This is a genomic window from Chlorobaculum thiosulfatiphilum (assembly GCF_006265165.1).
Taxonomy (GTDB): Bacteria; Bacteroidota; Chlorobiia; order Chlorobiales; family Chlorobiaceae; genus Chlorobaculum; species Chlorobaculum thiosulfatiphilum.
Genome location: NZ_VDCH01000002.1, coordinates 19,415 through 34,705 on the forward strand (window position 1 = coordinate 19,415; position 15,291 = coordinate 34,705).

At 58.1% G+C, this 15,291-nt stretch carries 7 protein-coding genes; 6 read left to right on the forward strand and 1 reads right to left on the reverse strand.

The features are described from left to right. Positions 1 to 94: 94 nt before the first annotated feature. Positions 95 to 1,096: an NAD-dependent epimerase/dehydratase family protein gene (locus FGF66_RS01525; protein ID WP_170181148.1), complete on the reverse strand. Its 1,002-nt coding sequence runs from the start codon at positions 1,094 to 1,096 to the stop codon at positions 95 to 97. Between the two features lie 243 nt (positions 1,097 to 1,339). Here FGF66_RS01525 and FGF66_RS01530 point away from each other — a divergent pair, with 243 nt between their 5' ends. The 6 genes from FGF66_RS01530 (at position 1,340) to FGF66_RS01555 (ending at position 15,262) form a co-directional block, all read left to right on the forward strand. Beyond that, the gene (locus tag FGF66_RS01530; RefSeq protein WP_139455950.1) at positions 1,340 to 2,542 is read left to right on the forward strand and encodes an aminotransferase class I/II-fold pyridoxal phosphate-dependent enzyme; all 1,203 of its coding nucleotides are present in this window, start codon (positions 1,340 to 1,342) and stop codon (positions 2,540 to 2,542) included. A gap of 300 nt (positions 2,543 to 2,842) precedes the next feature. Continuing rightward, positions 2,843 to 5,413 (forward strand): TonB-dependent receptor, encoded by a 2,571-nt coding sequence (locus FGF66_RS01535; RefSeq protein WP_139455951.1) that lies wholly within the window; start codon positions 2,843 to 2,845, stop codon positions 5,411 to 5,413. A 220-nt stretch (positions 5,414 to 5,633) separates the two neighbouring features. Further along, entirely contained in the window at positions 5,634 to 6,326 is a 693-nt protein-coding gene (locus FGF66_RS01540) for an FkbM family methyltransferase (protein WP_139455952.1), read from the forward strand. A 408-nt stretch (positions 6,327 to 6,734) separates the two neighbouring features. Further along, positions 6,735 to 10,538 carry a magnesium chelatase subunit H gene (gene bchH, locus FGF66_RS01545; RefSeq protein ID WP_139455953.1) on the forward strand — a complete coding sequence of 1,268 codons (3,804 nt, stop codon included), beginning with the start codon at positions 6,735 to 6,737 and terminating at the stop codon, positions 10,536 to 10,538. 306 nt (positions 10,539 to 10,844) lie between these two features. Further along, on the forward strand, positions 10,845 to 11,252 hold the full coding sequence (locus FGF66_RS01550; RefSeq protein WP_139455954.1) for a hypothetical protein: 408 nt from the start codon (positions 10,845 to 10,847) through the stop codon (positions 11,250 to 11,252). Between the two features lie 170 nt (positions 11,253 to 11,422). Beyond that, positions 11,423 to 15,262 (forward strand): magnesium chelatase subunit H, encoded by a 3,840-nt coding sequence (locus tag FGF66_RS01555; RefSeq protein ID WP_139455955.1) that lies wholly within the window; start codon positions 11,423 to 11,425, stop codon positions 15,260 to 15,262. Positions 15,263 to 15,291: the final 29 nt, after the last annotated feature.

The following is a 15,291-nucleotide window of genomic DNA, read 5'->3' on the forward strand; positions in this document are numbered from 1 at the left end:
GGACTTGGTGGACACTCTGGACAAAACCCGATTGTTGCAGAGCCGACCCACACCCCTCTTCAATTCATAATTCAGCATTCATAATTCATCATTCTTACAGCCATCCCTGCTGCCGGTACCAGCGGAGCGTTTCCGCAACCCCCTCGGCCAGCGGAATTGCCGCTGTGAACCCCAGCTCTTGCTGCGCTTTCTGCGGACTGCACACCCAGAAATCCTGCACCAGCTCGTTAGCTTTGTCGCGGTTGATCAGCGCCGGGCGGCCTGTCAGCTTCGCGACGGCGCCGAGCACCGCGCCCAGCCCGAACACCAGCGGCTTCGGCAGGTTTATTCGCATGAGCCGCCCAAAACCAAGCGCCGGGCGCGCGGCTTCGATCACCTCGTCCCAGGCGTAGCCGCGCGGCGAGGTGATGAAGTAGTCCTGACCGGCAGCGGATTCCGTGTCAAGCGCGAGCAAAATCCCGCGGATCAGCTCATCGACATGGATCATGCTGAAGCGCTGCCGTTTTCCGGAACCCGCCGAAAGCAAGTACCCTTTTTTCATCATGGCGAACACTTCGAGTATGTCGCGATCTCCCGGCCCGTACACTGCTGGCGGACGGACGATAGTCAGCGGAACGCTTCCCGCGTGCCGCCTCGCCGCCTCTTCGCCGAGCAGCTTGCTGCGCCCATAGGCGCTCACCGGGCTTGGGCGGTCACTCTCCCGGACGCCTGGCGAAGGTGACGATGCCGGCCCCATGGCGGCAAGCGACGAGACCAGCAGAAAGCGGCGAAGCCTCGGATTGCGCCGCTTCACCGCTTCGAGCAGGTTTTCGACCGGCGTCACATTGCCCGCAAGAAACCCGGCCTCATCGACCGCTTTGGTCACTCCGGCCAGATGGATGATCGAGGTAACACCCGAAATCGCCCGGCCGAGCGCCTCCGCGTCGCCGTATGCGGCGCGCACCTCCTCGACTCCCGCGCGATGGCTCGCCGACGAAACACTGCGGCTTTCGGGCCGGAGCAACACCCGCACCCGGCGGCCCTGCCCAATGAGGGTATTGACGAGTCTCGAACCGATAAATCCGGTCGAACCTGTAACAAGAATTACTCCATCCATAAAAATCTTCCTCTTTTTCGCATGATTACTTTCTTGTGCTGCTTGCACATGCCAACAGAAACCCACCTGATAATCGGACAAAAAACGCAAGCCTGTTTATCGAAAAAAATGAAATTTTTAATACATTTCCGTTTCATAGCAGAATCCGCAGTTGTGACCCGGCATTGCCGAACACGATTTGCGGGAGACAGCCATCATCAAATTCAAGTGCCTGGCGAGAACGTGGAAGTAAAACCGTAAACTGTGGAAAAAACTAAAGATATATTCAAAAAGTGTGTTGATTTCACCCTTGCCGACGAAGTCAAAGCGCTGGGAGTATACCCTTTCTTCCGTCCAATAGACGACTCCGAAGGACCGGTTGTCTCTTTTGAAGGGCGAAAATTCGTGATGGCCGGCTCGAACAACTATCTTGGCCTGACCAACGATCCGAGCGTCAAGCAGGCCTCGATCGACGCCATCAATAAATATGGCACGAGCTGTTCCGGTTCACGCTACATGACCGGAACAGTCAAGCTCCACATCGAACTCGAAGAGCAGCTCGCTGACTTTTTCGAAAAAGAGCGCTGCCTGCTTTTCAGCACCGGCTACCAGACCGGTCAGGGCATCATTCCAACCATCGTGCAGCGCGGCGAGTACATCGTTGCCGATCGCGACAATCATGCGAGTCTCGTGGCCGCATCGATCATGGCGATTGGCGGCGGCGCGAGTCAGGTGCGCTACCGGCACAACGATATGGCCGACCTCGAACGGGTGCTCCAGAACATCCCCGAAAGCGCAGGCAGACTGATCGTCTCGGACGGCGTTTTTTCGGTCTCTGGCGAAATCGTCGATCTTCCCGAGCTGGTAAAGCTTGCGAAAAAATACAATGCCCGGATCGTCATCGACGACGCCCATGCGGTTGGCGTCATCGGCAAGGGAGGCCGCGGCACACCGTCTGAATTCGGACTGGTTGACGAGGTTGACCTGATCATGGGCACCTTCTCCAAAACTTTCGGCTCCCTCGGCGGCTATGTGGTCGGCGAGCGCTCGGTGATCAACTACATCCAGCACACGGCGGCATCGCTCATCTTCAGCGCCTCGCCGACTCCGGCCAGCGTGGCGGCGGTACTGGCGACACTCAAGATCATCAGGAATCAGCCGCAACTGACCGAGCGCCTGATCGCCAATACCGATTACGTTCGTCAGGGATTGCTGAAGGCCGGATTCACCCTCATGCCATCCCGTACGGCGATCGTGACGGTACTGATCGCCGATCAGATGAAAACGCTCTATTTCTGGAAAAAGCTTTTCGATGCCGGCGTCTATGTCAACGCATTCATCCGCCCTGGCGTCATGCCCGGTCACGAAGCACTGAGAACCAGCTTCATGGCCACCCACGAAAAAGAGCATCTCGACAAGGTCATTACTGAATTCTCGACCATAGGACGGGAACTCGGCATTATCTAAGGCGTTAAGCGCATTCACAACATTTATTTTATAAAAGCCCTGCCAAACCCGTAGGGCTTTTTTTTTCTGTAAACAGATCGCAGGGAACCAGACATTCTTTGGAGTTTGCGTAAATTCACCATAAATTTACAACGTTCTGCACGTCCCACGACACGATGCGATGATGCGTACGATCAGATATACCGATAGCTTCCCTCCTGCGCCGATGAGCAATAGCGGATCGCAACAGTCAACCGCTGTCCGCTGGAATTCCATGTTTTCCAACGCTCACTCAACACCAACAACCCAACACGCACAACCATGAAAAAGCAGCAGGCAAAGGGTTCTGGCATGAAAAGGCTCGCGCTTTCGGTGACCTTTCTTGCATCGACGCTGGCTCCACTGACAACCTGGGGCGCGGATGGCGTCCTGAAAGGGCGCGTCACGGACAAGGCCGATGGAGAAGGCGTCATCGGCGCGGCGGTATCGATCGCCGGCACCAACATCGCGACCGCCACGGACATCGACGGCAATTTCGTGCTCAGGAACGTCCCGGCGTCGAAACAGCAGAAAGTGACCGTGTCGAGCATCGGCTACGCGCCGACCACTCAGGTTATCGCTGTCGGCGACGGCCAGAGCGCCACGCTGAACTTCACCCTCGGCCAGACCACCATCATGGCCTCCGAAGTGGTCGTGGGCGCCGCGCTGTACAAACAGGACAGGCTCGACGTGCCGGTAACAGCCAACGTAGTGTCGAAAGAAAAAATCAAGGAACAACCAAACCCGACACTCGACGCCGTCGTTCAGGACGTTCCCGGCGTTGTAGTCAGCCGCGCAGGCGGAACATCGTCATCGAACTTGCAGATTCGCGGTTCCAATACTTACAATGGCGGCGGTATCGGTACGAGGGTGAACGCCTTCTACGATGGCTTCCCGATCAATAGCCCGGACAGCGGTGAAATCGTCTGGCAATCGATCAACATGAACGCCGCCGACAGGGTCGAAGTGCTCAAGGGCGCGGCAGCGACGCTCTACGGTTCCGGCGCGATGGGCGGCGTAGTGAACGTGACCGGCCACATACCGCAGAAAATGGAGATCAGGGCAGGAAGCAGCATCGGCTTCTACGACAAAACGCCATCGAGCGACGAAAGCGAATATCGTGACGGCTACACTCCGATCTTCTGGAACAGCTATGTCGGCGTCGGTAACAAAAGCGGCAAATGGACTTACGACTTTCTCTACTCGCACAGCGATGACGACGGCTACCGCCAGAACGCCTGGAACTACATGAATGACGTCAAGCTGAAAGCCCGCTACGACATCGATTCTAAGCAGTACATCCAGCTCAGCACGTTCTACAACTCGACTGTAGGTGGTTATGCGTATCAGTGGCCTTCGAATACCGACGTCAATCTGAATGTTGGCCCTCCGGCATCTTTTGTCGTCAACCAAACCCCTATAGAAGGCAAGTCTTATGACATCTACAGGACTTATTCGAGTGCCATGTTTGTCCCCTTGGTTTACTCAAATCTTTATGATGTTTACACAGATGACATGATCAAGAGACAAAACGCTCTTGTGGGATTAAACTATGTCAACCTCTTGAGCGACAACCTCTCTCTTGATACAAGGCTGTACTACACCTATAATGCTACCCGCATCGAGTATAACCGCACAGGTATCGATCAGGTATATCCAACTGGCGGCGGTTACATTACCCCAGTCCATCCGGCTTATGGGATTATTATTGGTGCCGGGTTAAATCCCAATGCCCCAAATTTCCCAAGCCTTAAAACACCAGGACAGTTCAACGAAACTGATGATAACCGTTACGGTGCCGGAGTCAAACTCGACTGGCGTGTAAACGATGCTCACCGTATGCTTTTCGGAATCGATGCTAACATTGTCGATACCCGTACTACTCAGGTGGCAGCGGAATACCCGGTAAAAGGAGCATTCAATGACATTCAGGAAAAAAACTTTGCCGCATTCCTGCAAGACGAATGGAAACTGAGCGACAAGTTGACTGCCCTGATGTCATTGCGCTATGACTGGAGCGGCATCAACAAGGATGAAGTAGAGGAAACCCCTGGGGTCTGGAAACCCATCAACAATCCAAGCGTTGACGCCCTGAGCCCGAGAATCGCACTCAACTACAGGGTAAGCGATGACACGGCGCTTCGCGCCTCATGGGGCCAAAGCTTCCGGGCACCTACCCTGTATGAGCGCTTCGTTCGCGAAGGGGGCATTTTCACCGGCGAAATGAATCCCGACCTCAACAAGGAAACCATGACCGCTTGGGAAGCGGGTTTTTTCAAGCAGTTTAGCGATAAGGTCTCAATTGATGTGGCTGGGTTCATCAACGATTACGATGACTTGATCCAGTCGATCATTGACTACGACAATAGCACTTTCATGTACCGCAACATTACCAAAGCGCGTATATGGGGTATCGAGACCAGCCTGAACTACAGGCCGACCCCTGACTGGAACATGAGTGTAGGTTACACGTACATGAACGCCAAGAACCGGTCTTATGAACCAGGCGCAGATAAAACACTCGACAAAAACCCCAACCCGGAATGGCTGCCTTACCGGCCTGAACATACGGCATCGGCGAGTGTAACATGGAAGGCAACCAAAAAGCTGAGCCTGAACGTCAACGGCCGCTATGTGGGCAAGTACAATGCTGTCAGCGTCTACACAAACCCCGAGGGCGACAACTACCCCGGCGATTTCGTGGTGTTCAATGCTGGCCTGAAATATCAGTTCAACAAGAACGTCACCGGTACTCTGGCCTGCAACAACATCAACAACACGCAGTACGAAGAGGCCGAGTGGTTCCGTGCTCCGAACCGCAGCTTCATCGCCGGTATCGACCTGACCTACTGACCGGTCGTCACATCGGATGCCGTCAATCACGGCACACAAACGGAAGGGCTGTCACTGTGGCAGCCCTTCTTTTTTTCTTCCCGCGACCACGAATTTTGCCGACTGGTAAAACCGGCATCACCGTAGCTCGATATGTATAAATTCTCTTTACTTTAAAATTATTACGTACTATACCATATTAAAACACACCACACATACATATTTATAATTACGTATATTTATGCAATTCTATGCAAAGTCAAAGATTTTGCTCCGACAGATTCTTGGACATGAACTCAAGGCTGGAGTGGAATTGTATTGCAAAACCTTCACTGCCGGAGGCTGGGTCTTCTCGCCTATCGGCATCAACAGCTCGAGCGTCATTTTTTCGGTAGGCATCGCCAATGACATCCGCTTCGACAAAAGCCTGATTGACAGCTTCGCCTGCAACGTCCATGCTTTCGATCCAACCCCGAAGTGGATAGACTGGATCAAGGCGCAACGCACCCCGCCCGAATTTCATTTCCATCCATTCGCCATCGGCAACACGGATGGAACCGTGCGACTCCGGGAGGATACCATCGAGGTCCCGGCCAAAAGAGTCCAGACCGTCATGAGCGAGCTCGGCGTCGAAGCTATCGACATCCTGAAAATGGATATCGAATCAGCGGAGTACGAGGTGATCGATGACATTCTGGATTCCGGCGTTCCAATCTATCAACTGCTCGTCGAGTTCCATCACCACTTCAAAAGCGTCCCGATAGAAAAAACAAAATCGGTGCTCGAAAAACTCTCCGCCGCCGGGTATCGCATTTTCCACATCTCTGAAAAATACCGGGAGTTCTCCTTCATCCACGAACAGAGCTACTACCGGCACGTCGATGAAAGCCTGAACGGGCTGATACCGAAATCCCGCGCCGTCCGGAACGCTTGATCTCCGTTTTTCCAGACTGGTTCGCCGCTTGAACAAGAAAATGCAGTCAGGCTGATCCGGCCTGCGCCATGTAATGGAGTGAGCCGGTCAATTTTTTGCCGATTCTGCGCGAAACGGCGATCCTCACGGTTTTCCGGCTCGTCGCTCACCTCGTCACTGCCCTGAACCATCCAACTCACCGCCATTAACTCTTTTCATTTAGCAAGCATCCGGAAACGATCCGCGACCGGTTCTCATTATCAGGGTGATTGCCGGAAAGACTCGCGGATGGAATGGATCCAGTTTGCCGGTTCTCCGCCCAAGCCCGGCAAAAAGCCCCGAACGTGTTTTTAGCCTGTTATATCAAAGCGGGATTTATTACATTAGGTGGCCTGAAACACCTCAATAAAAGCACATCTCAAGTTATCTATGGGCGACAAAATCCGAATTGCCGCGGTGGTCGGAATGGAACAGTGCAACCAGCGCGTATGGCGGGAAGTGACCGATTTAATCAGCCGGAATGCCGAGCTGACCCAATGGACCGACCAGGATCTCGAACACCAGAATCCGGAGGCAGGCAAGGCGATCCGCGAGGCGGACTGCATCTTCACCACTCTGATCCAGTTCAAGAATCAGGCCGACTGGCTCCAGGAGCAGATCGCGCAGTCGAAGGTCACGACGATCTTCGCCTACGAGTCGATGCCCGAAGTGATGCACCTGACCAGAGTCGGAAACTACGTCGTTTCCGAAGACGGCAGCGGTATGCCCGACATCGTCAAAAAGGTCGCCAAGATGCTCGTCAAGGGCCGCGACGAGGACGCCCTCTATGGCTACATGAAGCTTCTGAAGATCATGCGCACCATGCTGCCGCTGATTCCGAAGAAGGCGAAGGACTTCAAGAACTGGATGCAGGTCTATACCTACTGGATGCATCCGACCGCCGAAAATCTCGCTTCGATGTTTAATTACATCATGGCGGAGTATTTCGACGTGAACGTAAAGGTCAACAAGGTCGAGGAAATTCCGACGATGGGATTCTACCACCCCGATGCGCCGGAGTACATGAAAGACCTGAACCACTACGAAAAATGGCTGCATAAAAAGAACCGCAACGCCAAAGGGCAGAACAACATCGCCATGCTCTTCTTCCGCAAGCATCTCTTGCAGGAGAAGGAGTACATCGACAACACCATCCGCGCCATCGAAGCCAAGGGCCTCAACCCGCTGCCGGTGTTCGTGATGGGCGTCGAGGGCCACGTGGCCGCTCGCGAGTGGTTCACCCATACCAAAATCGACATGCTCATCAACATGATGGGCTTCGGCTTCGTCGGCGGCCCCGCAGGCGCCACCACGCCGGGCGCTTCGGCTGCCGCGCGCGAGGAGATTCTCGGCAAGCTCAACGCACCGTACGTCGTCGCCCAGCCGCTCTTTATCCAGGACATCGAATCGTGGAAAACGCAGGGCGTCGTTCCGCTGCAATCGGCCATGACCTTCGCCCTTCCGGAGATGGATGGCGCGGTCTGCCCGGTGGTGCTCGGCGCGATCAGGGATGGCCGCCTGCAAACCGTGCCCGACCGCCTCGAACGCCTCTCCACGCTGGCCAAAAAGTTCTCCGAACTGCGCCACACCCCGAACCGCGACAAGAAGGTCGCCTTCGTGGTTTATGACTATCCGCCCGGCATGGGCCGCAAAGCGAGCGCCGCTCTGCTCGACGTGCCGAAGAGCATCTACAAAATGTTGCAGCGCCTCCAGAGCGAGGGTTACAACGTCGGCGAATTGCCGGAGTCCCCGGAAGCACTGCTCGCGATGCTCGACCGCGCCACCGATTACGAGATTCAGGCTCACGAGCCGGACTGCTCCTCGATCGACAGGCAGACCTTTAACGCCATCACCACCGACCGCGAGCGCGAACGCATCGAGGCCCGCTGGAGCGGCTTCCCCGGCGAAATCGCCCCGGTCGGTCCCGACAAAATGTTCCTCGGCGGACTGACGCTCGGCAACATCTTCCTCGGCGTCCAGCCGCGCCTCGGCATCCAGGGCGACCCGATGCGCCTGCTCTTCGACAAGGAGAACACGCCGCACCACCAGTACATCGCCTTCTACCGCTGGATCAGCCGCGAGTTCGGCGCTCACGCCCTCGTCCACGTCGGTATGCACGGTACGGTCGAGTGGATGCCCGGCCTCCAGCTCGGCGTTACCGGCGAGTGCTGGCCCGACGCGCTGCTCGGTGAAATGCCGCACTTCTACATCTACCCGGTCAACAACCCCAGCGAGGCCAACATCGCCAAACGCCGCGGTTACGCGACCATGATTTCGCACAACATTCCGCCGCTCTCCCGCGCCGGCTTGTACAAGGAGCTACCGGCCTTCAAGGAGATGCTCAACGACTACCGCGAACGCGGGCTGGAAAAGATCGTCGATGTCGAAACCGAGATGGCGATCCTCGAAAAGGCCGAGAATCTCAACCTGACCGACGACTGCCCAAGGATCGAAGGCGAACCCTTCACCGACTACATCGGGCGTCTGTACATGTACATGCTCGAACTCGAAAGCAAGCTTATCTCCAACGCGCTGCACGTCTTCGGCCAAACGCCGGAGCTTGCCACCCAGGTCACCACGATCTCCGAGTACCTGAAGGTGCGCGGCAACGACCGCTCGCTGCCCTCGGTGATTCTCGAAGCGCTCGGCGAAAGCAGCGCCTGGGGCGACTACCCGTCGCTGGCGACCAAAGCCCGCAAGGGCGATCCCGTCGCCCTGAAGATGAGGGAGCGGGTTGACGACATCGCTCGCGACTTCATCGAACAAACCATCTTCGGCAACTCGAACCCCGGCAACGTATTCAGCGTACTGACGAACGGCTCCAGGGTCAGCGACGAAATGGCCGCCGCGATCACCACCGCCCTGCAGGAGGGGCTCGCCCTCAAAACGGGCCTTCAGGACAATGGCCAGGAGATGCAAAGCTTTGTGCGCGCCCTGAACGGTGAGTATCTGCCCTCCGGCCCCGGCGGCGACCTGGTGCGCGACGGCGCGGCCATCCTGCCGACCGGTCGCAACATCCACGCCATCGACCCGTGGAGAATTCCGTCGGAGCTGGCCTTCAAGCGCGGCAAGCTGATCGCCGACACCATCATCCAGAAGCACCGGGACGAGAACAACGGCGACTACCCCGAAACCATCGCCCAGGTGCTCTGGGGTCTCGATACCATCAAGAGCAAGGGTGAGGCCGTGGCGGTCATCATCGCCCTTATGGGCGCCGAGCCGGCCTACGACGCGCAGAACAAGATCAGCCACTACAGGCTCGTGCCGCTCGAAAAGCTGGGCCGTCCGAGAATCGACGTCTTGATCCAGATCAGCTCGATCTTCCGCGACACCTTCGGCGTACTGGTCGATCACCTCGACAAGCTGGTCAAGGACGCCGCCAAAGCGATCGAACCCGCCGAAATGAACCACATCAGGAAGCATGTCGATGAGGCCATCGCGCAGGGTAAGGATTTTGAAAGCGCCACCTCGCGCCTCTTCACCCAGGCTCCCGGCACCTACGGCTCACAGATCGACGAGCTGGTCGAAGACTCGGCGTGGGAGTCGGAGGAGGATCTCGACAACATGTTCGTCAAGCGCACCAGCTTCGCCTATGGCGGCAACCGCTACGGCGACGAGCAGTCCGACATTCTCAAGAATCTGCTCGGCACTGTCGATCGCGTCGTGCAGCAGGTGGACTCGGCGGAGTACGGAATTTCGGATATCGACCGCTACTTCTCCTCGTCGGGCGCGCTTCAGCTCTCGGCCCGCCGCCGCAACCCGAAAGGGGACAATGTGAAGCTGAACTACGTCGAAACCTACACGGCGGACATCAAGGTTGACGACGCCGAGAAAGCGCTCAAGGTGGAGTTCCGCACCAAGCTGCTCAACCCGAAGTGGTTCGAGGGAATGCTGGCGCAGGGCCACAGCGGCGCGACGGAGATCAGCAACCGCTTCACCTACATGCTCGGCTGGGACGCCGTCACCAAGGGCGTTGACGACTGGGTTTACAAAGAGGCCGCCCAGACCTACGCTTTCGACCCGGCCATGCGCGACAAGCTCATGAAGCTCAACCCGAAAGCCTTCAAGAACATCGTGGGCCGTATGCTCGAAGCGAGCGGGCGCGGCATGTGGGCCGCCGACCCCGACACCATCGAGAAACTCCAGGAGATCTACTCCGACCTGGAAGATCGGCTCGAAGGCATCGAGGTTTGACAAGTCAGCACATAACGCTCATAAAAGAAGGGCTCTGAAACAGGAGCCTTTCTTTTTTTGCCCAATCCCCCTTTTTTAGAATATATTACTTCAGTACCACAACCAACCGCCGCCAAACGACCACGACGCAGAAGGTCGCATCTTCGCTTTCAGAACTTTGTTTGATATATTATTATTAGTGTTTAAAGGCATTTCATCTCTCTGTCGTCAGTCAGGATCGAGGGAAAAGTACGCCTCCCTGCATGATGTAATCGCGACCCGCTATTTACGTGGAGCGAGTGAATAGCGCGTTCATAAAACCAGTTTATGCACACCCGAAAACATACCGTCGGCAGAAATATTCTCCGCGTTTTCGAGATAGCACTGTTTTTCGTAGTCTCGGTGCTTGGTTACGGGCTGATGCTGAAAACCTCCTCGTTCAACGGCAAGTCGAAAAGCCGTGTCCATACTCCCGGCCTTCAGAGTACGCCTGATCAAAAAGGCAACAATCGCGAGTTGAACGTCATCCCCGTCAGCCTGATCTTTCCGAACGAGACGGCGGCAATATCGACGAACCATTCCGGTCTCGCGCATCCCGTCGATACGTTCCATGCGTTGCCATCCCCGGCGATTCTGACCGCTGTGCGTGACTGTTCGCTTCAGTACCATAACGCTCCCGATCGCACACCCCTTCCGCATAACCTTCTCCAGCAGAATCCTGTCCTTCTGATTTAGACCCGGCCAAGCATCACGCGACCAGCACACCGCCACCGGATATTGCCTGCCAGCCAGCGCCTCCGATAGCCGATGCGCCTGTAATGTCTGAGCTGCAAACCATTTAGCCTCGTCTAACGGAAGTCAGTCCGGAAACGAAATTTCCACTGCCCGGAAACAGAATTCGATTTATGCGATTTCTCTTCATCACCATGGAGCCGACCAACAACAGCGTGCTCAAGTCGGCGGCTGCCGAACTGAGCCGTGAGTTTGGCCTTGATCTCGATGTTTCGATGTTCAACCTCGGCCTGAATCATGACCGCCGCACCTGGGAGAAGCTCGAACGGGAGATTCCCGACGCTGACTTCATTTTCGGCTCGATGCTCTTCAGCGAGGAGATCGTCCGCCCGCTCGAACAACTGCTCGAAGCGGCCTCCTGCCCGGTCTGCATGATCACGAGCAACCCGGCGCTCATCAGCCAGACCAGGGTCGGCAAATTCTCGCTCCAGAAAAACGCGGAGGAGGAGAAGCCGCAAGGCATCTTCAAGCAGCTCGCCTCGAAGCTCAAGCCGTCACACAACGGCAGCGGCGAAAGCCAGCGCCAGCTCTCGCTCGTGCGCAACGCCGGCAAGCTGATGAAGCACCTCCCCGGCAAGGCGCGGGACATCCACACCTTCATCTCGGCGCACCAATTCTGGCTCAACGGCTCGAAGGAGAACATGCGGCGATTCCTCTGCCTGCTCATCGACCGCTACATTCCGGGCTACAAGGGCGTACTGCCGCAGAACGACCCGATCTTCTACCCCGACACCGCGCTCTACCACCCCGACGCGGGCAAGCCCTTTTCGACCACCTTCGAACTCAAGGAGTGGCAGGAGAGTCGCCGCTCCGGCAAGGGCGAGGGGCGGGTGGCAATTCTGGTGATGCGCGCCACGCTGCTCTCCGAAAACATGCTGCACGTCATCAACCTGCTGCGCGAGCTTGAATCGCGAAATGTGCAGTGCTGCATCGCCTACAGCGGCGGCCTCGATTTCCGGCCTGCCCTCGAAGGATTTTTCGATCCGGCCAGCAGCGAGTCGATGCCGATCGATCTCGTCGTCAACGCCACCGGCTTCTCGCTCGTGGGCGGCCCGGCGGAGACCCGCTCGGCGGAGGCGGTCGGCGTCCTGAAGAAAATCGGTGTGCCCTGCTTCAACCTCATCCCGCTCGCCTTTCAGCCGATCAGCCACTGGCGGGAGAACAACCTCGGCCTGACGCCGCTCCAGACCGCGCTGAGCGTGGCCGTGCCGGAGCTGGACGGAGCCATCGAGCCGCACGTTTTCGCCGGACTCGAAGAGGGCAGCGACCGCACCCTGCCGCTTGAAAGCGAGACCCGCGCCCTGGCCGACCGCGTCGCCCGGCTGGTGCGGCTGCGACGCAAAGCCAATGCGGACAAGAAACTCGCCATCGTGCTCTTCAACTTCCCGCCGAACCTTGGCAACGCGGGCACGGCTGCCTTCCTCGATGTGTTCGAGAGCCTGTTGCGGCTGATGCGCAAGCTGAAGGAGGAGGGCTACCAGATCGACCTCCCGGCGTCGGTCGATGCGTTGCGCGACAAGCTGCTCGAAGGCAACCGGCTGGTGTTTGGCACCGACGGCAACGTGGCGGCGCACTACCCGGTCGAGCAGTACCGCAAAGAGTTTCCGGCCTACGAGCAAATCGAGCCGTTCTGGGGCGACACGCCCGGCGAGCTGCTCAACGACCGCAGCCACTTCCACATCCTCGGCGCGATGTTCGGCAACCTCTTTGTCGGCCAGCAGCCCTCGTTCGGCTACGAGCGCGACCCGATGCGGCTGCTCATGGCCAAGGACGCCGCGCCGAACCACGCCTTCGCGGCCTTCTACTCGTGGCTCGACCACGAGTTCGGCGCGGACGCGCTGCTGCACTTCGGTACGCACGGAGCACTCGAGTTCATGCCGGGCAAGCAGGTCGGCCTGTCGCAGGAGTGCTGGCCGAAGCGGCTCGTCGGCGCGTTGCCGCACTTTTACTGCTACTGCGTCAACAATCCGAGCGAGGGAGCCATCGCCAAGCGTCGCGGCTTCGCCACGCTGGTCAGCTACATGGCGCCGCCGCTCGAACACGCCGGGCTGTACAAAGGGATGCGCCAGCTCCGCGAGCTGGTCGGCTCGTGGCGCAGCCGTCCGTCGGACGAGGCGCTGGAACAGATTCGCGAGCTGGCCGCGACGCTCGACCTCGACCGGGCGGACGAAGCGAAGGGCGACGATGAGTATATCACCTGGCTGAACAACGAGCTATACCTGATCGAGGAGCGCATGATTCCGCTCGGCCTGCACGTGCTCGGCCAGGCCCCGTCAGCCGAAAGCCTTGCCGACAACCTTACGCTGCTGATCAGCCACGCCCGGCCCGAACTCGACAACCGCTCGCTGCCGGAGCTGGTCTGCGCGGGCCTGCGCCTCGACTACGACCGGCTCGCCGAACGTCACGAGGAGGAAATGCAGCTTCGCGAGTCGTGGCAGCGGGTCACTTCGATCTGCCGCGAAGCGGTGCGCCGGTTCATCGGCAAGCTGCCCGCGACATTGCCGAATGGCGTCACAACCGCCGCGCTGCTCGAAGGTACGCTCACGGTCCGCATGAGCGAGGCAAGCGCCTGGCTCCAGAAATCGGCGAATGTCAGGCCCCGGCAGCTCGACAAGCTCTGGCACTTCCTGAACGGCATTCTTGCCGCCATGCTCGAAAACCGCGAGATCGAGGCGGTCACGCAGGCGCTCGCCGGAGCCTACATCCCCCCTTCGCCGGGCAACGACCTGGTGCGCAACCCGGCCATCGTGCCGACGGGACGCAACATCCACAGCCTCGACCCGTACAGCATCCCGACACCCTTCGCCACGAAGGCCGGTGAACGCTCGGCGGAGGAGCTTCTGGCGCAGTACCGCCGCGAAACCGGCGAGCTGCCCGAATCGATCGCACTGATCCTCTGGGGCACGGACAACCTGAAAAGCGACGGCGAAGGGGTCGCCCAAGCGCTCGCCCTCCTCGGCGCTCGGACGAAGACCGACGAGCTTGGCAAGATCGGCGACGTGGAGCTGATCCCGCTCGAAAAGTTAGGCAGACCCCGCATCGACATCGTGGTGACGGTCAGCGGCATCTTCCGCGACCTGCTCTCGCACCAGGCCCGCCTGCTCGACCGCGCCGTGCGACTGGCGGCGGTGGCGGACGAGCCGGAGTCGATGAACTTCGTCCGCAAGCACGTACTCCGGCAGGTCACCGAACTTGGCGTCACGGCGGACGAAGCGGCGGGCAGAATCTACTCCAACGCACCCGGCAGCTACGGCTCGAACGTCAACCACCTCGTCGAAAGCAGCACCTGGGAAGAAGAGCGGCAGCTCGCCGACGCCTTCGTCAATCGCAAGAGCTTCGCATTCTCGCCGGAGGGCGACTGGCGGGAAAGTCCGGAAATCCTCCGATCCGCGCTGAAAAATGTTACCTTGACTTTTCAAAATATCGACAGTTTCGAGATCGGATTGTCGGATATTGACCACTATTATGAGTATCTTGGCGGCGTCTCGAAATCGGTCGAGGTGTTCGGCGGCGCAAAGCCGAAGGTCATGGTCGGCGACACCGGCGGATTCGGCAAAGGCCAGAAGATTCGCTCGCTGGAGAGCATGGTTGCCCTCGAAGCCCGCACCAAGCTCCTGAACCCGAAGTGGTACGAGGCCATGCTCGAACATGGCTACGAAGGGGTGAGGGAGATCGAGTCGCACCTGACCAACACCTACGGGTGGAGCGCGACGGCCTCGGCAGTCAAAAACTGGACTTACCAGCAATTCACGGAGACCTTCCTGCAAGACCGCGAGATGCTGGAGCGCATGGCGGCGCTCAACCCCAACGCCACCATGGCAATGACCCGGCGTCTGCTCGAAGCGAGTTCACGAGGCTTCTGGGAGGCAGACGAAGGCACGATCGAACAGTTGCAGGAACTGTACGAAGAACTTGAAACAAAAATCGAAGGCGCCCACACCCCGGAGGTTTGACCGGACGCGGGCGCCAACCAACATCAACC